Annotated in this window: 22 protein-coding genes; 7 read left to right on the forward strand and 15 right to left on the reverse strand. The window is 72.4% G+C overall.

Annotation, left to right across the window (positions count from 1 at the left end; translation table 11 throughout):
• Positions 1–27 precede the first annotated feature (27 nt).
• Positions 28–417 carry a phosphoribosyl-AMP cyclohydrolase gene (gene hisI, locus ACIA8F_RS07355; RefSeq protein WP_243330280.1) on the reverse strand — a complete coding sequence of 130 codons (390 nt, stop codon included), beginning with the start codon at positions 415–417 and terminating at the stop codon, positions 28–30.
• 84 nt (positions 418–501) lie between these two features.
• Between hisI and ACIA8F_RS07360 the strand changes: the two genes are divergently transcribed.
• Positions 502–1,134 carry a TIGR03085 family metal-binding protein gene (locus ACIA8F_RS07360; protein WP_399377264.1) on the forward strand — a complete coding sequence of 211 codons (633 nt, stop codon included), beginning with the start codon at positions 502–504 and terminating at the stop codon, positions 1,132–1,134.
• Between the two features lie 511 nt (positions 1,135–1,645).
• Here ACIA8F_RS07360 and ACIA8F_RS07365 read toward each other — a convergent pair.
• From ACIA8F_RS07365 to hisD, 9 genes are read right to left on the reverse strand one after another with little or no spacing between them, the layout of a single operon-like run.
• A complete protein-coding gene (locus ACIA8F_RS07365) occupies positions 1,646–2,872 on the reverse strand; it encodes an MFS transporter (RefSeq protein WP_399377265.1) in 1,227 nt (408 codons plus the stop codon).
• Positions 2,873–2,901: 29 nt separating this feature from the next.
• Positions 2,902–3,657: an imidazole glycerol phosphate synthase subunit HisF gene (gene hisF, locus ACIA8F_RS07370; protein WP_327307203.1), complete on the reverse strand. Its 756-nt coding sequence runs from the start codon at positions 3,655–3,657 to the stop codon at positions 2,902–2,904.
• Positions 3,654–4,070 carry a RidA family protein gene (locus ACIA8F_RS07375; RefSeq protein ID WP_399377267.1) on the reverse strand — a complete coding sequence of 139 codons (417 nt, stop codon included), beginning with the start codon at positions 4,068–4,070 and terminating at the stop codon, positions 3,654–3,656. Before ACIA8F_RS07375 ends, hisF begins: the two co-directional genes overlap by 4 nt.
• The gene (gene priA, locus ACIA8F_RS07380; RefSeq protein WP_399377268.1) at positions 4,067–4,801 is read right to left on the reverse strand and encodes a bifunctional 1-(5-phosphoribosyl)-5-((5-phosphoribosylamino)methylideneamino)imidazole-4-carboxamide isomerase/phosphoribosylanthranilate isomerase PriA; all 735 of its coding nucleotides are present in this window, start codon (positions 4,799–4,801) and stop codon (positions 4,067–4,069) included. The genes ACIA8F_RS07375 and priA overlap by 4 nt, the downstream gene beginning before the upstream one ends.
• Positions 4,801–5,442, reverse strand: coding sequence for an imidazole glycerol phosphate synthase subunit HisH (hisH, locus tag ACIA8F_RS07385; RefSeq protein ID WP_399377352.1), 642 nt, complete (start codon positions 5,440–5,442; stop codon positions 4,801–4,803). The genes priA and hisH overlap by 1 nt, the downstream gene beginning before the upstream one ends.
• A gap of 5 nt (positions 5,443–5,447) precedes the next feature.
• Positions 5,448–5,615, reverse strand: a complete 168-nt coding sequence (locus tag ACIA8F_RS07390) for a hypothetical protein (protein ID WP_399377269.1) — start codon at positions 5,613–5,615, stop codon at positions 5,448–5,450.
• Between the two features lies 1 nt (position 5,616).
• On the reverse strand, positions 5,617–6,210 hold the full coding sequence (hisB, locus tag ACIA8F_RS07395) for an imidazoleglycerol-phosphate dehydratase HisB (protein ID WP_215035049.1): 594 nt from the start codon (positions 6,208–6,210) through the stop codon (positions 5,617–5,619).
• The gene (locus tag ACIA8F_RS07400) at positions 6,207–7,322 is read right to left on the reverse strand and encodes a histidinol-phosphate transaminase (RefSeq protein WP_399377270.1); all 1,116 of its coding nucleotides are present in this window, start codon (positions 7,320–7,322) and stop codon (positions 6,207–6,209) included. The genes hisB and ACIA8F_RS07400 overlap by 4 nt, the downstream gene beginning before the upstream one ends.
• Positions 7,319–8,650 carry a histidinol dehydrogenase gene (hisD, locus tag ACIA8F_RS07405; protein ID WP_399377272.1) on the reverse strand — a complete coding sequence of 444 codons (1,332 nt, stop codon included), beginning with the start codon at positions 8,648–8,650 and terminating at the stop codon, positions 7,319–7,321. Before hisD ends, ACIA8F_RS07400 begins: the two co-directional genes overlap by 4 nt.
• A 181-nt stretch (positions 8,651–8,831) precedes the next feature.
• Here hisD and ACIA8F_RS07410 point away from each other — a divergent pair, with 181 nt between their 5' ends.
• Genes ACIA8F_RS07410 through ybaK form a run of 3 tightly spaced genes read left to right on the forward strand, consistent with a single transcriptional unit; the run spans position 8,832 to position 11,707 of the window.
• Positions 8,832–10,436 carry an oxidoreductase gene (locus ACIA8F_RS07410; protein ID WP_399377273.1) on the forward strand — a complete coding sequence of 535 codons (1,605 nt, stop codon included), beginning with the start codon at positions 8,832–8,834 and terminating at the stop codon, positions 10,434–10,436.
• A 34-nt stretch (positions 10,437–10,470) separates the two neighbouring features.
• Positions 10,471–11,208: an LON peptidase substrate-binding domain-containing protein gene (locus ACIA8F_RS07415; protein ID WP_399377274.1), complete on the forward strand. Its 738-nt coding sequence runs from the start codon at positions 10,471–10,473 to the stop codon at positions 11,206–11,208.
• 10 nt (positions 11,209–11,218) lie between these two features.
• Positions 11,219–11,707, forward strand: coding sequence for a Cys-tRNA(Pro) deacylase (ybaK, locus tag ACIA8F_RS07420; RefSeq protein WP_399377275.1), 489 nt, complete (start codon positions 11,219–11,221; stop codon positions 11,705–11,707).
• Between the two features lie 268 nt (positions 11,708–11,975).
• Here ybaK and ACIA8F_RS07425 read toward each other — a convergent pair whose 3' ends face one another.
• The 4 genes from ACIA8F_RS07425 to ACIA8F_RS07440 are packed head-to-tail and all read right to left on the reverse strand — an operon-like array spanning position 11,976 to position 15,980.
• Positions 11,976–12,695 carry a hypothetical protein gene (locus ACIA8F_RS07425; RefSeq protein ID WP_399377276.1) on the reverse strand — a complete coding sequence of 240 codons (720 nt, stop codon included), beginning with the start codon at positions 12,693–12,695 and terminating at the stop codon, positions 11,976–11,978.
• A gap of 51 nt (positions 12,696–12,746) precedes the next feature.
• Positions 12,747–13,556 carry an ABC transporter permease gene (locus ACIA8F_RS07430; RefSeq protein ID WP_399377277.1) on the reverse strand — a complete coding sequence of 270 codons (810 nt, stop codon included), beginning with the start codon at positions 13,554–13,556 and terminating at the stop codon, positions 12,747–12,749.
• Complete coding sequence (locus ACIA8F_RS07435; RefSeq protein ID WP_399377278.1) at positions 13,553–14,590, reverse strand: ABC transporter ATP-binding protein; 1,038 nt, start codon at positions 14,588–14,590, stop codon at positions 13,553–13,555. Before ACIA8F_RS07435 ends, ACIA8F_RS07430 begins: the two co-directional genes overlap by 4 nt.
• A gap of 28 nt (positions 14,591–14,618) precedes the next feature.
• Positions 14,619–15,980 (reverse strand): NYN domain-containing protein, encoded by a 1,362-nt coding sequence (locus ACIA8F_RS07440; RefSeq protein ID WP_399377279.1) that lies wholly within the window; start codon positions 15,978–15,980, stop codon positions 14,619–14,621.
• A gap of 223 nt (positions 15,981–16,203) precedes the next feature.
• On the opposite strand from ACIA8F_RS07440, the gene ACIA8F_RS07445 reads away from it, so the two are divergent.
• Positions 16,204–16,374: a hypothetical protein gene (locus tag ACIA8F_RS07445; protein WP_399377280.1), complete on the forward strand. Its 171-nt coding sequence runs from the start codon at positions 16,204–16,206 to the stop codon at positions 16,372–16,374.
• 82 nt (positions 16,375–16,456) lie between these two features.
• Here the strand turns inward: ACIA8F_RS07445 and dnaE are convergent, their stop codons facing one another.
• Positions 16,457–20,002, reverse strand: coding sequence for a DNA polymerase III subunit alpha (gene dnaE, locus ACIA8F_RS07450; protein ID WP_399377281.1), 3,546 nt, complete (start codon positions 20,000–20,002; stop codon positions 16,457–16,459).
• Between the two features lie 171 nt (positions 20,003–20,173).
• Here dnaE and ACIA8F_RS07455 point away from each other — a divergent pair, with 171 nt between their 5' ends.
• A complete protein-coding gene (locus tag ACIA8F_RS07455; RefSeq protein ID WP_399377282.1) occupies positions 20,174–21,499 on the forward strand; it encodes a DUF2252 domain-containing protein in 1,326 nt (441 codons plus the stop codon).
• A 50-nt stretch (positions 21,500–21,549) separates the two neighbouring features.
• Positions 21,550–22,239 (forward strand): hypothetical protein, encoded by a 690-nt coding sequence (locus ACIA8F_RS07460; protein WP_399377283.1) that lies wholly within the window; start codon positions 21,550–21,552, stop codon positions 22,237–22,239.
• Positions 22,240–22,296 lie beyond the last annotated feature (57 nt).

Consider the following 22,296-nt stretch of genomic DNA (forward strand, 5'->3'; position numbering starts at 1 on the left):
TGGGACCTTACTTGTGATCGGCTTCGGCTATTCGGCTTCGGCAGTGGGGCCGGAGGGACCGGCCAGGGGCAGGACGTCGGCATCGAAACACGTACGGGCACCGGTGTGGCAGGCCGCCCCGACCTGGTCCACCTGGACGAGCACGGTGTCGGCGTCGCAGTCGAGCGCGACGGACTTCACGTGCTGGAAGTGGCCGGACGTGTCCCCCTTCACCCAGTACTCCTGACGGCTGCGCGACCAGTACGTGCAGCGGCCGGTGGTCAGGGTGCGGTGGAGGGCCTCGTCGTCCATCCAGCCGAGCATGAGCACCTCACCGGTGTCGTACTGCTGGGCGATGGCCGGGACCAGACCGTCCGCGGAGCGCTTGAGGCGGGCGGCGATGGCGGGATCGAGGGAGGACGTACTCATGGGAGCCATTGTGCCGGGCCGGGGGGACGATCAAGGATCCCTGTCCGCCTGATGGGCAGGCACCGGACGGGTTCCAGCCGTAGGCTGGCCGACATGTCTACCCATGCGAAGCGTGAACGACTGCTGCTGGCCGACCTGTTGGAGTCGGCGGGTCCGGAGGCGCCGACGCTGTGCGAAGGCTGGCGGACGCGCGAGCTCGCCGCGCACGTGGTGGTCCGGGAACGTCGCCCGGACGCGGCGGGCGGCCTGCTCCTGAACGCCCTGAAGCCCCGCCTGGACAAGGTGATGGAGGAGTACGGGGCCAAGCCGTACGAAGAGCTCATCCAGCTGATCCGGACCGGCCCGCCCAAGATGTCCCTCTACTCGCTGAAGCAGATCGACGAGCTGGCGAACGCGGTGGAGTTCTACGTCCACGCCGAGGACGTCCGGCGCGCCCAGCCCGACTGGTCCCCGCGCCCCCTGGACCCGGTCTTCGCCGACTCCCTCTGGTCCCGCCTGGAGAAGCTGGCCCGGCTGACGGGCCGCCGCTCGCCGGTGGGCCTGGTCCTGCGGCGGCCCGACGGCCGGACGGCGGTGGCGCACAAGGGTGCGCCGGTGGTGACGGTGACCGGCGAGCCGGGGGAACTGACCCTGTTCTGCTTCGGCCGCCAGTCCGCTGCCGCGGTGGAGCTCGACGGCCCGAAGGAGGCCATCGCGAAGCTCACGACGGCCCAGCTGGGCATGTAGCCCCGCCCCCCCTCCTCGACGCGCCGCTCGCACCGCTGCGCGGGCTTCGCACCGCTGCGCCGGACTCCGTCCGGCGGTGGCCGGGCGGGGCCGCCGCCACCGCCGTCCCGGCGCGGGCCCGGTGGGCGCGTGCGGGTGGGTGGGCCCTGCGGGGCGAAGTCCCCTACCCGCCCTTCGCCCGTTCCCCGGGCTGCGCCCGGACCCCTTCTGGGGCTCCGCCCCAGACCCCGCTCCTCAAACGCCGGCGAGGCTGGATTGTGCCGCTGCGCGGCACACCAGCCCGCCCCGCGCACATCCAGCCGGACGCCGCCACAATCAGCCCCTCCGGCGTTTGAGGAGCGGGGGTCCGGGGGCTGGCCCCCGGAACGGGTCCGGGCGGAGCCCGGGGAACGGGGGAAGGGCGGGTAGGGGACTTCGCCCCGCAGGGCCGACCACCCGCACCGGGACGGAGTCCGGCGCAGCGGTGCGGGCGGCGCATCGAGGAGGGGTGCGGCGCGTCAGGGCGGCAGGCTCAGGCCAGGGCGAGTTCCGCGCGGCGGACCGCGGGGGCCGAGGTGCCTACGATGGCGCCCGCCATGCTCACCGCCGCCCCGGCCAGGAAGACCGGGGTCACCCCCCACAGGTCGGCGGCGAAGCCGAAGGCGGGGTAGGCGAGGGGGGCCAGGCCGACCGCGGTGAAGGCCATCACGGAGCTGACCCGGCCCAGGTACGAGGGGTCGGTGGCCGTCTGGATGAGGGCGATGGCCAGGCCGCCGCAGATCCCGCAGACGAGCCCCGTCAGCACGGCCAGCCCCACCGCCACGGGCAGGTTCGGCGCCAGTACGAGGCCGCCGATGCCCGCGGAGCCGACGATGAGGGTGAGGTTCTGGATGGCCCCGGCCCGGGGGAACCTCGGGATCAGGGTCAGGACCAGCGCGCTCGATGCCGCGCCCACGCCCATCCCGCCGATGATCCAGCCGACCCCGCCCGGCCCCCAGCCGCGCTCCTCGGAGACCAGGATCAGCCCCAGCGTCATCGGCGCGGAGGTGCCCAGCTGGCTCAGCGCCCCGGACAGGACCAGGGGTCCGATCAGCCCGTGCCGCCGGATGTAGCCGAGCCCGGAGCGGAGCTGCGTCCAGGGACTCTCAGGAGCGGGCGCGGACGGGGAGTCCGGAGCCGCCGGCAGCGGGGCGATGCGTACCGCCACCAGCAGCACCAGCGAGAGCCCGAACAGCGCCGAGGCCACCGCGAAGGCCGATGCCGGCCCGCCGAGCCCCATCGCCAGCCCCGCCACCGGCGGCCCGGCGGTGTGCCCGACGCGTTCCGCGAGGCTGCGCATCCCCTGGACCCGTACCAGCTGCCCGGGCCCCGCGATCCGCGGCGGCAGTGCGCCGACGGCCGGCATGAACAGGGCGTCCACGATGCCGAAGACCAGCGCGACGAGCACCAGGACCCACAGGCCCGGGGAGCCGAGGGCGAGGACGAGCGCCAGGCCGAGCACGACGCCGCACCGCACGGCGTCGGAGGAGATGACCACCAGCCGGGGCCCGAAGCGGTCGGCGACCACCCCGCCGCCGAGCATGAGCAGCGCCCTCGGTATCGCGCCGACCGCCATGACGAGGCCGACCTGGGCCGGCCCGGCCGTCTGGGCGGCCGCCCAGCCGAGGGCGAGGAAGTAGACCCCGTCCCCGACGAGCGAAGCCCCGTAGGCGGCCAGCCAGCGCAGGACGTTGCCGTCCCGCCACACGTTCCCGTTCACGAACCGGCCCCCCACGGGCGAAGCGAACCTCAGCGGACCGGGTGGCCCGCTTCCCTCAGCGCGTCCTTGACCTGCCCGATGCGCAGGTCCCCGAAGTGGAAGACCGACGCCGCGAGCACCGCGTCGGCCCCGGCCGCGATCGCCGGCGGGAAGTGCGCGAGCCTGCCCGCGCCGCCCGAGGCGATCACCGGGACCGTGACGTGCTTGCGCACGGCCGCGATCATTTCGGTGTCGTAGCCGTCCTTGGTACCGTCCGCGTCCATCGAGTTCAACAGGATTTCCCCGGCGCCCAGCTCGGCCGCCCGGTGCGCCCACTCGACGGCGTCGATCCCGGCGCTCTGCCGGCCGCCGTGGGTGGTGACCTCGAAGGAACCGGAGGCGGTGCGGCGGGCGTCGACGGACAGGACGAGCACCTGCCGGCCGAAGCGCTCGGCGATCTCCTGGATGAGCTCGGGGCGGGCGATGGCGGCGGTGTTCACGCCGACCTTGTCGGCGCCGGCCCGCAGCAGTTTGTCCACGTCGTCCGCGGTGCGGACGCCGCCGCCCACGGTCAGCGGGATGAAGACCTGCTCGGCGGTGCGGCGCACCACGTCGTAGGTGGTCTCGCGGTTCCCGGAGGACGCGGTGATGTCGAGGAAGGTCAGTTCGTCGGCGCCTTCGGCGTCGTAGAGCTTGGCCATCTCGACGGGGTCGCCGGCGTCGCGCAGGTTCTGGAAGTTGACGCCCTTGACCACGCGGCCGTTGTCCACGTCCAGGCAGGGGATCACCCGTACGGCGAGGGTCATGCCGAGCCTCCCCCGACCGGGCCGAAGGCCTCGACCTCCACCTCGACGACCATGCTCGGGTCCACGAACCCGTTGACGATGATCAGCGTGGAGGCGGGGCGGATCGTGTCGAAGAGCTCGCTGTGGGCGCGGCCGACCTCCTCCACGTCACGGGCGTGCGTGAGGTAGAGGCGGGTGCGGACCACGTGCTCGGGGCCGAGTCCGGCCTGCTCCAGCGCGTTGAAGGCCACGGAGAAGGCCTTCTTCGTCTGGTCGTACGGGCCGCCCGCGTCGGCCCCGGTGCAGCCGGAGACCAGGACGAGTCCGTTGGGGAGCTGCACGGCACGGGAGTAGCCGAGCACGTCCTCGTAGGCGCCGCCGGACGAGATGCGCCGGACGTCGGAACGGTGCGTGGAGCTGTTCTCGGAACTCATGCGGAGACCACCTTCAGGGCTTCTTCGAGCGTGAACGCCTTGGCGTACAGGGCCTTGCCTACGATGGCGCCCTCGACGCCGGCCTCCACGAGCCCGGCCAGTGCGCGCAGGTCGTCGAGGGAGGAGATGCCGCCGGAGGCCACGACGGGCCGGTCGGTGGCGGCGCAGACGTTCTTCAGCAGCTCCAGGTTGGGGCCGGTGAGGGTGCCGTCCTTGCCGATGTCGGTGACGACGTACCGGGCGCAGCCCTCGGAGTCCAGGCGCGCGAGGGTCTCGTAGAGGTCCCCGCCCTCGCTGGTCCAGCCGCGGCCCTTGAGGGTGGTGCCGCGTACGTCGAGGCCGACGGCGATCTTGTCGCCGTGCTCGGCGATGGCCTTGGCGGCCCACTCGGGAGTCTCCAGGGCGGCGGTGCCGAGGTTGACGCGGGTGCAGCCGGTGGCGAGGGCGGCGGCGAGCGAGGCGTCGTCGCGGATGCCGCCGGACAGCTCGACCTTGATGTCCATGGCGCCGGTGATCTCGGCGACGAGCGCGCGGTTGTCACCGGTGCCGAAGGCGGCGTCCAGGTCGACCAGGTGCAGCCATTCGGCGCCGGCCGACTGCCAGGCCAGGGCGGCCTGGAGCGGGGAGCCGTAGGAGGTCTCGCTGCCGGAGACGCCGTGCACGAGGCGGACGGCCTGGCCGTCGCGGACGTCGACGGCGGGGAGCAGTTCGAGCTTCTTCGACGTCGTCATCACAGGGTCTCGATCCAGTTGGTGAGGAGCTGGGCGCCGGCGTCCCCGGACTTCTCGGGGTGGAACTGGGTGGCCCACAGGGCCCCGTTCTCCACCGCCGCGACGAACCGCTCGCCGTGCGTGGCCCAGGTGACCTTGGGTGCCTTGATCAGCGGGTTGGTGACTTCCAGCGACCAGTCGTGGGCCGCGTAGGAGTGCACGAAGTAGAAGCGGGCGTCCTCGTCGAGGCCGGCGAAGGCCTGGCTGTCGGCCGGCGCGTCCACGGTGTTCCAGCCCATGTGGGGGACGATCGGGGCCTGGAGCGGGCCGACCGTGCCGGGCCACTCGTCGAGTCCCTCGGTCTCCACGCCGTGCTCGATGCCGCGCTCGAAGAGGATCTGCATGCCGACGCAGATGCCCATGACGGGACGGCCCCCGGACAGCCGGCGGCCGATGATCCAGTCGCCGCGGGCGTCCTTGAGCCCCTGCATGCAGGCGGAGAAGGCCCCGACACCGGGGACGAGGAGTCCGTCGGCGTCCATGGCCCTGTCGTAGTCGCGGGTGATCTCCACGTCCGCGCCGGCGCGCGCGAGGGCGCGCTCGGCGGAGCGGACGTTGCCGAAGCCGTAGTCGAAGACGACGACCTTCTTGGTGGGGGTCAAGGCGCTCACTCCCAAATTCCCTGGATCCGCAGCACTCCGGCGAGCAGGCACATCACGGAGGCGAGGGCGAGCAGGACGACGACGGACGTGGAGATCTTCTGCTTCTTGAACGAATAGGCGCCACCGGCCAGGAACAGGCCGAGGAAGATCAGGATCGAGTTGAGCCCGTTCACGCTAGAGGGCGCCCTTCGTGGAGGGCAGGATCCCGGCGGCGCGCGGGTCGAACTCGGCGGCGTAGCGCAGGGCCCGGGCGAGCGCCTTGAACTGGCACTCCACGATGTGGTGGGCGTTGCGGCCGTACGGCACGTGGATGTGCAGGGCGATCTGGGCCTGCGCGACGAAGGACTCGAAGATGTGCCGGGTCATCGTGGTGTCGTACGAGCCGATCATCGGCGCCATGTTCTCGGGCTCGGTGTGCACGAGGTAGGGGCGGCCCGACAGGTCGACGGTCACCTGGGCGAGGGATTCGTCGAGCGGCACGGTGCAGTTGCCGAAGCGGTAGATGCCGACCTTGTCGCCGAGGGCCTGCTTGAAGGCGGCGCCGAGCGCCAGGGCGCTGTCCTCGATGGTGTGGTGGCTGTCGATGTGCAGGTCGCCCTCGGTCTTGACCGTGAGGTCGAAGAGGCCGTGGCGGCCGAGCTGGTCGAGCATGTGGTCGTAGAAGCCCACGCCCGTCGAGACGTCGACCTTGCCCGTGCCGTCGAGGTTTATCTCGACGAGGACCGAGGTCTCCTTCGTGGTCCGTTCGACCCGTCCGATGCGGCTCATGCGTGCTGCTCCTTCTTCAGTGCGCGAACCGCTTCCAGGAACGCGTCGTTCTCGGCCGGGGTGCCCGCGGTGACCCGCAGCCATCCCGGTACGCCGTTGTCCCGGACCAGGACACCCTGGTCGAGGATCTTCTGCCAGGCGGTGTGGGAGTCCTCGAACCGGCCGAACTGTACGAAGTTCGAGTCGGAGTCGGTGACCTCGAAGCCGATCCCCCGCAGCTCGGTGACCAGGCGGTCCCGCTCGGCCTTGAGCTGCTCGACGTAGCCGAGCAGGGTGTCGGTGAACTCCAGGGCGGCCAGCGCGGTCGCCTGGGTGACGGCCGACAGGTGGTACGGCAGCCGTACGAGCTGTACGGCGTCGACCACGGCCGGGTGCGCGGCCAGGTAGCCCAGGCGCAGTCCCGCCGCGCCGAAGGCCTTGGACATGGTCCGGGAGACCACCATGTTCGGGCGGCCCTCGATCAGCGGCAGCAGCGAGTCCCGGTGGCTGAACTCCACGTAGGCCTCGTCCACGATGACGAGCGACGGCTTGGCCGCCTGCGCGGCCTCGTAGAGGGCCAGGACCGTCTCCGCCCCGACCGCGGTGCCCGTGGGGTTGTTCGGCGAGGTGATGAAGACGACGTCGGGGGCGTGCTCGGCGATGGCCTGCTCGGCGGCCTCGACGTCGATGGTGAAGTCCTCGTTGCGCGGCCCGGAGATCCACTCGGTCCCGGTGCCGCGCGCGATCAGCGCGTGCATCGAGTACGAGGGCTCGAAGCCGATCGCGGTGCGGCCGGGGCCGCCGAAGGTCTGCAGCAGCTGCTGGAGGACCTCGTTGGAGCCGTTGGCGGCCCAGACGTTCTCCAGGGCGACCGGGTGCTTGCCGGTCCGGGTGAGGTAGGCGGCCAGCTCGGTGCGCAGCTCGACCGCGTCCCGGTCGGGGTACCGGTTGAGGGTGCGGGCGGCCTCGGCGACCCGCTCGGCGATGCGCGCGACGAGCGGCTCGGGGAGCCCGTACGGGTTCTCGTTGGTGTTGAGCTGGACGGGCACGTCCAGCTGCGGGGCGCCGTACGGGGTCTTGCCGCGGAGCTCGTCCCGGATGGGGAGGTCGTCGATACCGATGGTGCCGGTCATGCCTGGGGAACCTTCCAACCGAATCGTGCCTTGAGCGCCGCGCCGTGCGCGGGCAGGTCCTCGGCCTCGGCGAGGGTCACCACGTGGTGGGTGACCTCGGCGAGGGCGTCGCGCGTGTAGTCGACGATGTGGATGCCGCGCAGGAAGGACTGCACGGACAGGCCCGAGGAGTGGCAGGCGCAGCCGCCGGTGGGCAGGACGTGGTTGGAGCCGGCGCAGTAGTCGCCGAGCGAGACCGGGGACCACGGGCCGACGAAGATCGCGCCGGCGTTGCGCACGCGGGCGGCCCAGGCGGCCGCGTCGGCGGTCTGGATCTCCAGGTGCTCGGCGCCGTACGCGTCGACCACCTTGAGACCGTCCTCCAGGCTGTCGACCAGCACGATCGCGGACTGGCGGCCGGCCAGCGCGGGCTTGATCCGGTCCTCGACGTGCTTGGTGGCCGCGACCTGCGGCGCCAGCTCCTTCTCGACGGCGGCGGCGAGCTCCTCGGAGTCCGTCACCAGCACGGCGGCGGCCAGCGGGTCGTGCTCGGCCTGGCTGATCAGGTCGGCGGCGACGTGCACCGGGTCGGCCGTGGAGTCCGCGAGGACCGCGATCTCGGTCGGGCCGGCCTCGGTGTCGATGCCGATCCTGCCGGTGAAGTAGCGCTTGGCGGCGGCGACCCAGATGTTGCCGGGGCCGGTCACCATGTTGGCGGGGGCGCACCCGTCCTCGCCGGTGGTTCCGTACGCGAACATCGCCACGGCCTGGGCGCCGCCGACGGCGTACACCTCGTCGACCCCGAGCAGCGCGCACGCGGCGAGGATCGTCGGGTGCGGCAGCCCGCCGAAATCGGCCTGCGGCGGGGACGCGAGCGCGATGGACCCGACGCCCGCCTCCTGGGCCGGGACCACGTTCATGACGACGGAGGAGGGGTACACCGAGCGGCCGCCGGGGGCGTACAGCCCCACGCGCTCCACCGGAACCCACTTCTCGGTCACGGTGCCGCCGGGGACCACCTGGGTGGTGTGCTCGGTGCGGCGCTGGTTGCGGTGCACGATCCGGGCGCGCCGGATCGACTCCTCCAGGGCGGCGCGGACGGCCGGGTCGAGGGCGTCGAGGGCGGCCTTCAGCGCCTCGACGGGGACCCTGACCTGCTCCAGCTCGACCCCGTCGAACTTCCGCGCGTACTCGATCAGCGCCGCCGTCCCACGATGGTGGACGTCCTCGCAGATGGGCCGCACCTTCTCCAGGGCGGCTTCTACGTCGAACTCGGCACGGGGCAGCAGATCGCGCAGGGCGCCACCCTCGGGGAGGGTGTCGCCGCGCAGGTCGATACGAGAGATCACGCGGCAATTCTCTCAGACCGCCTCGGGCCACCGTTCGTCCGTATCACTGGCTGATACAGGCCACGGACGTTTCCCGGTGTCACAGCGGCCCTCTAGCGTGCAGACGAGCGCGGCCCGTCCGCGCGAACGAGCGGGGGGCCGCGCGGCGTCCGTCCGCGCGCACGAGCGGAGGGGGGCCGCCATGGCCGAAGCACGCCCGGACGGGGAACCGGAGGGTCTCACCGGCCCCGAACGGCTCATGTGGGACGCGTACCGGACCGGCAGCATCTGCGATCTCAGCACCCGCACCGCCGGACGGGACGATCCGCACGCCGACCGGGTCTGGGGCCCCGAGCGCAGCGTCCGCGCGGCCGTGGTGGCCCTGCTGCTGCTCCACGGGCCGGGCCCGGTGCCGGGCCGGGTGGCCTCCCTGAAGCTGCGCGGCGTGCGGATCACCGGCCGCCTCGACCTCTCCGGGGGCACGGTCAGCCCGTACGTGGAGCTCCAGTCCTGCCGCTTCGACGGCGAGGTGCAGCTCTCCGAGACGCGCTTCGGCACGTTGCGCCTGGTCAACTGCGCGATACCCCGGCTGGACGCGGCCCGGCTGCAGACGGAGGGCGACCTGCACCTGCCGCGCTGCCGGGTGGCGCGCGGGATCCGGCTGACCGACGCGCAGATCGGCACCGACCTGCTGATCAGCGAGGCGGTGCTGCGGCGCGACGGCAAGGGGCGGGCCCTGGCCGCCGACGGGATGTCCGTCGCGCAGGACTTCCAGGGCGAGCTGCTCCGGACCTACGGGGAGCTGAGCCTGCGCGGCGCCAAGGTCGGCGTGTCGATGAGCCTGCGCGGGGCCCGCCTGAGCAATCCGGCCGGGAAGCGGGCGCTGAACGCCCCGCAGCTCACCGTCGAGCGCACCCTCTACCTGACCTCCATCGCCCTGGACTACCCCTTCGGCGACCCCGGGTCCTCCACTCCCCCGTACGGGCAGGGCTACACCCCGCTGCGGGGCGAGCCCGCGCAGCACTTCGAGTGCCGGGGAGGCCTGCGGCTGGACGACGGCCGCTTCGGGGACGCCGTGGACTTCTACGGGGCCCGGTTCACCCTCACGGAGGATCAGGAGGTCTCGCTGCGCCGCATCCACACCCCGGAGCTGCGGTTCGTCGGCGAGCGGCCGGAGCGGGGCCGGGTGGTGCTGTCGGGCTCGCAGGTGGTCAAGCTGGTGGACACCGCCACGAGCTGGCCGGAACGCCCGGGCCGGCTGTCCATCGAGGGCTTCCGCTACGAGAACCTCGCGCCCCGGGGCCCCTTCCCGCCGGCCCGCCGGCTGGAGTGGGTCGAGGCGGCCACCCCCGAGTACTCCCCGGAACCGTACGAGCGGCTCGCCGCGGTCCTGCGGGCCTCCGGGGAGGACGCGGACGCCCGCGAGGTGCTGCTGGCCAAACAGCGGCGCCGGCGGGCGACGCTGCCGACGGCGCTGCGCGCGTGGGGGTACCTCCAGGACTGGACGGTGGCCTACGGCTACCGGCCCGGGCGGGCGGCGCTGTGGATGGCCGTCCTGTGGGCGGCCGGGACCGTGCTGTTCACGCTGCACCACGAGCCCCCGCCGCTGAAGGCGGAGGAGGCCCCGGACTGGAACCCGGCGCTGTTCGCCCTGGACCTGCTGCTCCCGGTGGTCGACCTCGGCCAGCAGGACCAGTGGATTCTGCGCGGCGGCTGGCAGTGGGGCACGGCCGCCCTGGTCATCCTGGGCTGGATCCTGGCCACGACGGTCGCGGCGGGCGCCTCCCGCGTCCTGAGGCGGGGATAACGGTCCTCGGGCCACGGCCACTACCCTGTGCCTCGTGACCACCGTTCGCCTGCCCCTCTTCCCGCTGAACTCGGTGCTGTTCCCGGGACTCGTCCTCCCGCTGAACATCTTCGAGGAGCGTTATCGCGCCATGATGCGCGAGCTGCTGAAGGCGGGCGAGGACGAGCCCCGCCGTTTCGCGGTCGTCGCGATCCGCGACGGCCGGGAAGTCGCCCCGACCGCGCCCGGCCTGCCGGACCAGACGGCCGTGCCCGAGCGCGGCCCGGCCGCCGGTTTCGGCGCGGACCCGGTCCAGGCCTTCCACCGGGTGGGCTGCATCGCGGACGCGGCCTCCATCCGGGAGCGGGAGGACGGCAGCTTCGAGGTGATGGCCACCGGCACGGTGCGGGTCCGGCTGCTGTCGGTCGACGCGTCCGGACCGTTCCTGGTGGCGGAGCTGGAAGAGCTCCCGGAGGACGCGGGCGACGGCGCGGGCGCGCTGGCCGAGGGCGTGCTGCGGGCCTTCCGCGCCTACCAGAAGCGGCTGGCGGGAGCCCGTGAACGGTCCCTGACCGGCATGGACCTCCCCGACGAGCCGTCGGTGGTCTCGTACCTGGTCGCGGCGGCCGCGGTGCTGGACATCCCGGCGAAGCAGCGCCTGCTCCAGGCCCCGGACACGGCGACCCGCCTCGCGGAGGAGCTGAAGCTGCTGCGCTCCGAGACGGCCGTCATCCGCCACCTCCCCTCGCTCCCGGCCGTGGACCTCACCCGCGCCCCGACGAGCCCCAACTGACGAAGGACCCATGGCGAAGAAGAAGCCGGCCGGCACCCCGGCGATCGTGGCCCTGACGGCGGCCGGCGCCGAGTTCACCGTGCACGCCTACGAGCACGACCCGGCCCACCCGTCCTACGGCGAGGAGGCCGCGCAGGCCCTCGGGGTCTCCTCCGCGCAGGTCTTCAAGACGCTCCTGGCCGACGTGGACGGCTCGCTGGTGGTCGCGGTGGTCCCGGTGTCCGGCAGCCTCGACCTGAAGGCCCTGGCCGCGGCGGTGGGCGGCAAGCGGGCGGCGATGGCCGATCCGGCGCTGGCCGAGCGCACCACGGGTTACGTCCTGGGCGGCATCTCCCCGCTGGGCCAGCGCAAGCGCCTCCCCACGGTCCTGGACGCCTCGGCGTCGGCCCTCCCCACGCTCTGCGTCTCGGCGGGCCGCCGCGGCCTGGAGGTCGAGCTGGCCCCGTCCACCCTGACCACCCTGACCGCAGCCACCCTGGCCCCGATCGCCCGGGCCTAGCCCCCCGGCCCTGCGGGGCGAAGTCCCCTACCCGCCCTTCCACCGTTCCCCGGGCGCTGCCCGGACCCCGCTCCTCAAACGCCGGAGGGGCTGAATGTGCCCGGCGTCCGGCTGGATGTGCGCGGGGCGGGCTGGTTTGCCGCGCAGCGGCAAAATCCAGCCCCTCCGGCGTTTGAGGAGCGGGGTCTGGGGCGGAGCCCCAGGGGGTCCGGGGCGCAGCCCCGGGGAACGGGCGAAGGGCGGGTAGGGGACTTCGCCCCGCAGGGGCCTACGGCCGCGGAGGCTCCGTACCGGGGGACGGGTCCGCGGACGGGTACCCGGCAGGGTCGGCGGGGCCCGCAGGGGCCGCAGCGTCGGCGGGGCCCGCCGGGGCCTGGTAATACCCCGAAGGCCAGAGCGCGAGCTCCGGCGCCGGATCCCGCGTCCCCCACAGCGCCGTCAGCGCGAGGTGAACGACGACCGCGGCCATCGGCCACCCGAGCAGCGCCCCGTGCGCGAGCAGCTCCAGCGGGGCGTCGAAGGGGACACCCTTCCCCGCCTTGCGGGCGACAGCCACCAGGTCCGAGGACGGCCCCAGCCACAGGCCCACCCGCCAGCCGACCAGCGCGGCGAAGACGGACCCGACGGCGAGCCCGACGACCTGCGCCGCACCCCCGCCGCGGCGCCACAGGAACACGGCCACCGCGCTCAGCACGCCGAATCCGACGGACAGCAGCAGGAAGGTCCCGTCGGCCCCGATGCGCGCTTCGCTCTCGGTGTCCCGCAGGAACACGGCCTCGCCGTTGGAGACGTACTGCACGCGCGGCGCGAGCCAGACCCACAGCAGCCCGAGGAGCACGCCGGCCACACCGGTCACGAGGGCGATGGCGGCCCCGTCGCGGATGTCGGACGGGGAGAAGGCGGGCTCGGACGCGGGCCCGTCCGGAGCCGAAGCCGCCTGGGAGGGCGGCTGGTCGGGCTTGTCATAGGGGGTCACGGCTTCGGTCACCCCCACATCGTGCCAGGAAGTGTTTGATTTAACGATCGGCGACGGCGGCGGTCAGCGGACCGCTGCCCGCCGGTAGGCCCAGGTCGCGACGGCGAGGGACAGCACGCCCACCCCCGCGCACACGCCGAGGTCGAGGAGGACCGCCGCCCAGTCGGGGTGCGGCTCGAAGGTCCGGGCGAAGGCTTCCACGCCGTAGGTGGACGGCAGCAGGTCCCGGGCCCAGACGATGACGTCCGGCATCCGCTCGGGCGGCAGCACGCCCAGCAGCAGGGCCGCGGACATGCCGAGCTGTCCGGCGAGGGTGGCCAGCTCCTGCCGGGGTGCGAGCAGGCCCAGGGCGGCGCCGAGCCCGGCGAGGGCGGCGCCGGCCAGCGGCACCACGGCGGCCAGGATCCACAGTCCGCCCATCGGCAGCCCGAACAGCACGCTGCCGAAGACGGCCGTCACCAGGGTGCCGGGCAGCGTGAAGGAGGCGTAGGCGGCGGCTGCGCCCAGCACCACGGAGGCGGGCGGCACGGGCAGGGTGGCGTAGTGGTCGAGCCCGCCGCTGGCCCGGAGCTGGCCGAAGTACTGCGCGAGCAGGTTCAGCGCGACGAAGGCGACGACGAGCACGGAGGAACCGGCGACGACGGCCCGTGCCTCGGAGCCCCCGTCGACCACGCCCCGCATGAGGATCATGATGCCGACGGACTGGAAGGTGGCCACGAACAGCAGGGGGATCCGCGCGACCCGTGCGCGGGACAGCTGGGCCCGGTAAACGGCGGCCAGCGCCGGGAAGAACCGGGCGCGGGGTGCCAGCGGCGCGGGGACGGGCTGCCGGACCGCGTGCGGCGCGACGGCGCCTGCCGGACGGTCGCTCACGACTTCACCAGCCCTTTCGTCTTCCCGCCCAGCGCCAGGTACACGTCCTCCAGGCTCGGCGTGGCCAGTGTGAAATCGTCGAGGGCGGCGAAGGCCGGGCCGCCGGTCACCGCGGCCACCGCGGCCCGCGCCTCGTCGGGCCGGAGCCGCAGCACCCAGCGCCGCCCCGTCTCCACCGCGTGCTCGCGCAGCTCCGCGACCTCCGGGAAGCCCAGCGGAGCGGACTCGCGCCAGACGAGTTCGAGGCGGACCTCGCCGGAGACCCGGGTCTTGAGCCCGGCCGGGGTGTCGCAGGCGATGACCCGGCCCTGGTCGATGACGGCGACCCGGTCCAGGACGGTCTCGGCCTCGATGACGTTGTGGGTGACCAGCAGCACGGTGGCCCCGTTGTCGGCGCGGCGGCGGTCGACGGCGGCCCAGACGGCCCGCCGGGCCACCGGGTCCATGCCGGTCGTGGGTTCGTCGAGCACGAGGACGGGGCGTTCGCCCACGAGTGCGGCGGCGAAGCAGGCGAGGCGCCGCTGTCCGCCGGACAGCTTCTTCAGGGGGCGTCCGGCGATCGCGGTCAGGCCGAGTTCTTCCAGGACGGAGTCCCGGGCGGCCCGCGCCTCGCGCAGGCCGAGGCCGCGCAGCCGGCCGGTGGTCTCGGCGGCCAGTGAGACCGTGAGCTCGTCGAGGGCGGTGGATTCCTGACCCAGGTAGGAGAGCAGCCGGGCCGACCGGTCGGGGTGGCGTACGAGGTCGTGGCCGAGCAGGCTCACCGAGCCGGAATCGGGCCGCAGCAGGCCGGTGAGCTGGCGGACCAGGGTTGATTTGCCGGCGCCGTTGGGACCGAGCAGTCCGAAGATCTCGCCGCGCCGCACGTCAAGGGAGATCCCGTCGGTGGCACGGGTCTCGGGCAGGGCCGGGGCCCCGCGCCGTCCTCGGACCGCGGGATACGTCTTGACCAGGTCGCGTACCGCGCAGACCAGGTCGGGGGCCGGTCCCGCGGCCCTTGCCGTGTCCGTATCCGCCTGTGCTGTCCCCGTACTCACGAGGGAGCAGCCTACGGGGTTGCGGGCCCTACTCGGCTGCCGGGGCCGCCTGCGCCACCGCGACGGGGGCCGTGACGGGGGCTGCGGGAGGGGCGGGAGCGCCGGGGGCGGCGGCCGGGCCGGCCGGCGATCCGGTCCCCGCCACGTGTTCGGCGGCGGCCCGTACGTCGATCTCGCGCCAGAACCCGGCCCGGATGGCGTACCGGTCGTGCTCGTCGATCTGGTCGTCCTTGTGCGCGAGGAGTCCGAAGCGGGCGGCGTAGCGCAGCAGCTCCCCGTCGATCCGGTGCGGGATCCGCGGGTACATGGTGGCGAGCTTCTGCAGGTGCACGGTCTCCGGGAGGCGTTCCATCCAGCGCCGGGCGAACACCTGGCCGACCTCGAAGGGGTCGCCGCCGACGGTGGTGATGTCCTCCTCGCGGTCGGCCCAGCGCTGTTCGGCGGAGGTGAGCTGGGCGAGGGTGGGCAGCGAGGCGGTTTCGGCGGGTTCGCCGAGCGGTCCGGCGCGGTCGACCCATCCCTTGTCGGAGGACCAGCGCAGGGCGCTGCCCGCGGGGGCCGCGCCGAGGGCCTGGCCGGTACCGGGGGCGGGCGCGGGGGCACCGGGGGCGCGCAGGGCGCCCGCGAGGTCCTTCGGGGTCGGGACGGTCTTGCCGTTGGCGGTGGTCGCGGCGGTGGCGGGTACGCCGCCCTCCTCGGGTTCCACGGGGGCCGCGGGCCGGGTCCCGGTGCCGCGGGCGGCCTCGGCGAGGGCGGCCTCGGGCAGCGGCGCGGAGAGGATGGCGGCGATCTCGGGGCGCGGGGCCGGCGCCGGGGCGCAGAGTCCGGTGAGGTCGCGGGCGCGGACGGCGCGGGTGATCCAGGTGCGGTCCAGGACGCGGCGTTCGTCGGCTTCGGCGACGAGGTCCTCGGACTGGTTGTAGTCCCCGTCGGCGGCCTGGACGGCCCACAGGTGGACGGCGACCCCGTGTTCCTTGGCGGACATCAGGCCGGGGAGCAGGTCTCCGTCGCCGGTGACGAGTACGACGTCGGAGCAGGCGCGGTTGCGGGCGAGCTCGGTGAGCTCGGCGTGCATGGCCGCGTCGACGCCCTTCTGGGCCCAGCGGCCGTCGCTGCGGGTCAGGGCGCCGAGCCGGACGGTGACCCGGGGCATGACGCGCAGCCGGCGGTGCTCGGGCTGGGGCACCCGGTCGGGTGCGCCGTCGAACCAGTAGATCCGCAGGAGCGGCTGCTCGGTGTCGGCTTCGGCCCGCTCGCGCAGGCCCTGGATGAGCGCCGCATGGTCGACGGTGATCCGGGAGCGGGACGGCTCTCCTGCGAGGAGGCTCGCGGCGGCGCCCAGCAGGTAGCCGGCGTCCACCAGGACGACGCAGCGGTCCACGCGTACCACCCTCTTCTTCCCTGGGGGTCCTCTGGGTCTTTCGCGGTTTCCCCGAGTCTGCCCGACGGCAACGGCCTTGACGGCCGGAACTCGATCATCGGCGTGGCGTATCTCCCGGAGTTGCCCGGCAGGAGCCCCGACTACGCGCGGTAATGATCCAAAATGCGCCGTTTACGGCCCTGTGTGAGTGTGAAGGCGGCCCTGGCCCCTACACCCCCCACGGAGGCATCCCATGGCCAAGAACAAGAACCGCCAGCAGCCCGCCAAGTCACAGGACCGCTCGGCTTCGCAGGATCCGGCGAAGACCTCGATGGAATCCGCGCCCGCGCCCTCCACCTCGGCGGCGCCGAGTCCGCTGCAGATGGCCGGCAAGAAGCGGGAAAAGAAGTTCGGCCACAACTGACGCCTCCCCCCGCTCGCGCGAAGGCCCGCCCCGGTCGACAGGGGCGGGCCTTCGCGCGAGCGCGAGCGGGGGCGGGGCGCGCCTAGCCGGCCAGGCAGGACGGGCCGAGGAGCACCTTGAGGTCGCCGAAGAGGGCCGGGTCGGGCTTGACGCGGTGCTTGTCGAGCCGGAGCACGGTGGTGGTGCGCGGTCCCTGGAGCTTGATCCGCACCTCGCTGTTGCCCTGGTGGTGGCGCAGGATCTCGCCGAGGCGGGTCACCATCGGCGGGGTGACCTTGACGGTGGGGATGGTGAGGACGACGGGGGCGTTGGTGCCGGCGTTCGACACGTCGGGGACCATCATCTCCATGGCGACCAGCCGGGGGACGTCCTCGCGCTTGTCCAGGCGGCCCTTGACGAAGACGACGGTGTCCTCGACCAGCTGGGTGGAGACGAGCTGGTAGGTCGCGGGGAAGAACATGCATTCGATGGAGCCGGCCAGGTCCTCGACGGTGGCGATTGCCCAGGCGTTGCCCTGCTTGGTCATCTTGCGCTGGAGGCCCGAGATGATGCCGCCGATGGTGACGACCGCGCCGTCGCCGTGCTCCCCGCCGGTGAGCTGGGAGATGCCGGCGTCGGTCTTGTCGGACAGCACGTGTTCCAGGCCGAAGAGCGGGTGGTCGGAGACGTAGAGGCCGAGCATCTCGCGCTCCTGGGCGAGCAGGTAGGACTTCTCCCACTCGACGTCGGAGAACTCGACGTCGAGGCCGAAGCCCGGCTCGTCGCTCGCGTCCTCGTCACCCATTCCGCCGAAGAGGTCGAACTGCCCCTCGGCCTCCTTGCGCTTGACGGCCACCACGTTGTCGATCATCGGTTCGTGGTGGGCGACCAGGCCCTTGCGGGTGTGGCCCATCTCGTCGAAGGCGCCGGCCTTGATCAGGGACTCGACGGTGCGCTTGTTGCAGACGACGGCCTCGACCTTGTCCAGGAAGTCGGGGAAGGAGGAGTACTTCCCCTTCGCCTTCCTGCTCTTGATGATCGACTCCACGACGTTGGTGCCGACGTTGCGCACGGCGGTGAGGCCGAAGAGGATCACGTCGTCGCCCTGGGCGGCGAAGTTCGCCTCCGACTCGTTCACGTTCGGCGGGAGCACCTTGATGCCCATCCGGCGGCACTCGTTCAGGTAGATCGCGGACTTGTCCTTGTCGTCCTTGACCGAGGTGAGCAGGCCCGCCATGTACTCGGCCGGGAAATTGGCCTTGAGGTAGGCGGTCCAGTAGGAGACCAGGCCGTACGCGGCCGAGTGCGCCTTGTTGAAGGCGTAGCCGGCGAAGGGGACCAGCACGTCCCACAGCGCCTTGATCGCCTGGTCGCTGAAGCCCTTCTCCTTGGCGCCGGCCTCGAAGATGACGAAGTTCTTCGCCAGTTCGTCGGGCTTCTTCTTGCCCATCACGCGGCGCAGGATGTCGGCCTCGCCGAGCGAGTACCCGGCGATGATCTGGGCGGCCTTCTGCACCTGCTCCTGGTACACGATGAGGCCGTAGGTGACGCCGAGGATCTCCCTGAGCGGCTCCTCCAGCTCCGGGTGGATCGGGGTGATCTCCTGCTGCTTGTTCTTGCGCAGGGCGTAGTTCGTGTGCGAGTTCATGCCCATCGGGCCCGGCCGGTACAGGGCCGAGACGGCGGAGATGTCCTCGAAGTTGTCGGGCTTCATCAGGCGCAGCAGGGAGCGCATGGGCCCGCCGTCGAACTGGAACACGCCGAGGGTGTCGCCGCGGCCGAGCAGTTCGAAGGTCTTGGGGTCGTCGAGCGGCAGGCCCAGGAGATCGAGGTCGATCCCCTTGTTGGCCTTCACCATCTTGACGGCGTCGTCCATGATCGTGAGGTTGCGCAGGCCCAGGAAGTCCATCTTGATCAGGCCGAGCGACTCGCACTGGGGGTAGTCCCACTGCGTGATGGTCACGCCGTCCGTGTGCCGCACCCAGACCGGCGCGTGGTCGACGATCGGCTCGCTGGACATGATCACGCCGGCCGCGTGCACGCCCATCTGGCGGACCAGGCCCTCCACACCGCGGGCGGTGTCGATGACCTTCTTCACGTCCGGCTCGTTCTCGTACATCGCCCGGATCTCGCCGGCCTCGCCGTAGCGCGGGTGCGAGGGGTCGGTGATGCCGTTGAGGTCGATGCCCTTGCCGAGGACGTCGGCGGGCATCGCCTTGGTGAGGCGGTCGCCCATGGCGTACGGGTAGCCGAGGACCCGGGCGGAGTCCTTGATGGCGTTCTTCGCCTTGATCTTTCCGTACGTGCCGATCATGGCGACCTTGTCGTCGCCGTACTTGTCGGTCACGTACCGGATCACCTCGACGCGCCTGCGCTCGTCGAAGTCGATGTCGACATCGGGCATGGAGACGCGCTCGGGGTTCAGGAACCGCTCGAAGATCAGGCCGTGGGTGATCGGGTCGAGGTCGGTGATGCCCATGGCGTAGGCGACGATCGAGCCGGCGGCGGAGCCACGGCCGGGGCCCACGGCGATGCCCTGGTTCTTGGCCCACATGATGAAGTCGGCGACGACGAGGAAGTAGCCCGGGAAGCCCATCTGGATGATGACGTCCAGCTCGTACTCGGCCTGCTTCTGCCGGTCCTCGGGGACGCCGCCGGGGTAGCGGCGGGCCATGCCGCGCCGCACTTCCTCCTTGAACCAGGTGATCTCGGTGTAGCCGTCCTCCGGGATCTCGAACTTCGGCATGAGGTTCTTGGCCTCGAACATGCCGGTGGTGTCGATCTGCTCGGCCACCAGGAGGGTGTTGCGGCACCCCTCCTGCCAGGCGTCCGAGGAGTCGACGGCGTACATCTCGTCCGTGGACTTCAGGTAGTAGCCGGTGCCGTCGAAGCGGAAGCGGTCCGGGTCGGAGAGGTTCTTGCCGGTCTGGATGCACAGCAGGGCGTCGTGGGCGGCCGACTCGTGCGCGTACGTGTAGTGCGAGTCGTTCGTCACCAGCGGCGGGATGCCGAGCTTCTTGCCGACTTCCAGCAGACCGTCGCGGACCCGGCGCTCGATCTCGATGCCGTGGTCCATCAGCTCCAGGAAGTACCGGTCCTTGCCGAAGATGTCCTGGTACTCGGACGCGGCCTTCAGGGCCTCGTCGAACTGGCCGAGGCGCAGTCGGGTCTGGAGTTCGCCGGAGGGGCAGCCGGTGGAGGCGATCAGGCCCTCCGACCACTGGCTGATGGTCTCCTTGTCCATGCGCGGCCACTTCGTGAGCCAGCCCTCGGCGTACGCGTCGGAGGACAGCCGGAAGAGGTTGTGCAGCCCGGTGGAGTTCGCCGCCCAGATCGTCTTGTGGGTGTAACCGCCGGAACCGGAGACGTCGTCGCGCTTCTGGTGGGGCTGGCCCCACTGGATGCGGCGCTTGTTGCGCCGGGACTCCGGGGCGACGTACGCCTCGATGCCGATGATCGGCGTGACCCCGGCCTTCTTCGCCGTGTGGAAGAAGTCATAGGCCCCGTGCAGGTTGCCGTGATCGGACATGGCGATGTGCGTCATGCCCATCTCGTTGCACGCGTTGAACATGTCCTTCAGCCGCGCGGCACCGTCCAGCAGGGAGTACTGGGTGTGGACGTGCAAGTGCGTGAACGGCGTCTTGGTCACGGTGGGGGCCTCCGGGCGGGGAGAGAGGGGGCGGCAGCTATGAATCCTACGTGGCCCGAGTGACAGTTCCCGGGCACGGCGGGGTAGCTTCATCCGTTGCAGACCCAAGGACCTGTGTCCGCTGCGTCTGATCAAAACGCCGATCCACCGCGCCACCTGGAGGCACCCGCCATGGCGGTTCCCGAGACGACCGACGAACAGCGCGCCGAGCAGATACTCGATGTGTTCGACATCGCCTTCGGCGAGCTGATCGCCGCCGACCCCGCGGCCTTCCGGGTCAAGTTCCGCAAGATGGCGGCCTCGGCCTTCGCCTTCTACCGGGGCACCGCCTGCCTCTTCTACGCCGACCTGGAGCGCGAGCGGCACGGCGGCCCGTACCTGGACGAGCGCACCGGCCGGGTGTGGATCCACGGTGACCTGCACGCCGAGAACTTCGGCACCTACATGAACGCCCAGGGCCGGCTGATCTTCAACGTCAACGACTTCGACGAGGCCTACGTCGGCCCCTTCACCTGGGACCTGAAGCGGTTCTCCGCCTCCGTGGCCCTGCTCGGCTACACCAAGGCGCTCAGCGACGAGCAGATCAGCGAGCTGGTACGGATCTACGCGGCCGCCTACCGGGAGCGCATCCACGCACTGGCGACCGGAGCCAAGAACGACGAGGTGCCCGCCTTCACCCTGGACACCGCCGAGGGCCCGCTGCTGGACGCCCTGCGCCACGCCCGCAGCCGCACCCGCTTCTCGCTCCTCGACTCGATGACCGAGATCCGCGAGTTCGAGCGCCGCTTCTCCCCCGGCCCCGGCACCATCGAGCTGGACGCGGCCACCCGGTACAAGGTGCTCGCCGCCTTCGACGGGTACCTGGAGACCCTGCCCGACGAGTCCCTGGTCCGCCCGGACTCCTACCGGGTCAAGGACGTGGTGGGCCGCCGGGGCGTCGGGATCGGCTCGGCGGGCCTGCCCTCGTACAACATCCTGCTGGAGGGGCACAGCGACGCCCTGGAGAACGACGTCGTGATCTACCTCAAGCAGGCGCAGACCCCGGCCGTGTCCCGGCACGTCACCGACCGGTCGGTGCGCGAGTACTTCCTGCACGAGGGGCACCGCACGGTGATCTCCCAGCGGGCCCTGCAGGCGCACGCCGACCCGTGGCTCGGCTGGACCGAGCTGGACGGGGCCGGGCAGCTGGTCGCGGAGGTCTCCCCGTACGCGGTGGACCTGGACTGGTCGGACCTGGACGACCCGGAGGAGATCGCGGCCGTGGTCGCCGACCTGGGCCGGGCCACGGCGACCATGCACGGCGCGGCGGACGAGCAGGAGAGCGGCCAGACGCTGGTCCCGTTCTCCACCGAGCGGGCCATCGACGCGGCCATCGCCGCCGACGAGGAGGGCTTCGCGGAGCTGCTGGTGGACTTCGCGCACGCCTACGGCGCCCGGGCCCGCGCCGACCACCAGATCTTCGTGGACCTCTTCCGCAACGGCCGGATCCTCCCCTAGACAGGGACCTAGGTCCCTCGCTCACAGGGACGCATGGCACACTCGCGACGATGGACATATCCGGGGTGGGTCTCAGAGGGCTGCGGGCCGCGCTGTTCAGCGCGGTCGTCGTGCTGCTCTCGACCGGCTCGCACGTCCTGCTGTCCCGGGTACCGCTGCCTCCCGCCCTGGTGGGAGGGGCCTTCGCCGCCGTGTTCGCGATCGCCTTCGCGCTCGCCGGACGCGAGCGCGGCCTCGGTCACATCGCCGGGCTGCTCGTCCCCCTGGAACTGGCCGCCGACACCGTCCTGACCTCCGGCCAGCACCTCTGCTACGGCCCCGCGGGCGGCCCCGTCTCGGGTCCGCTGCGGGCCATCGGGCTCGCCGACTTCTGCGGCGGCACCCCGGTGGGCGGGCCGCTGGGCGAGGTCGGCGGGGCCGCCGACCCGGCCGCGCTGCTGGCCGCACCCGGACCCTGGGCGCCCTGGCTGCTGCTGGGCGCGCACGTTTCGGTCGGACTGCTCGCCTCCCTGTGGCTGCACCGCGGGGAGCGGGCGCTCGGCCGGCTGCTGCGCGCGGCGTCCGCCTGCGCCTTCCGGCCGCTGCGGATGGCCGCGGCCCGCACGGCGCGGGTCCTGGCTCCGGTACGGCGCCCGCGGCTCGCGGCGCCGCGGAGCACGGTGGCCCGTACCCGCTTCCCCGCGCACTCCGTGGGACGGCGGGGACCTCCCCGCACGTACGGCGCGTTCGCTCGCGCCTGACGTACGAGGACAGTCCCCCCTTCCAGCCGGCTCCACCGCGGAGCCACACCCCACGGA

It is taken from the genome of Streptomyces sp. NPDC051563, assembly GCF_044454225.1.
Taxonomy (GTDB): Bacteria; Actinomycetota; Actinomycetes; order Streptomycetales; family Streptomycetaceae; genus Streptomyces.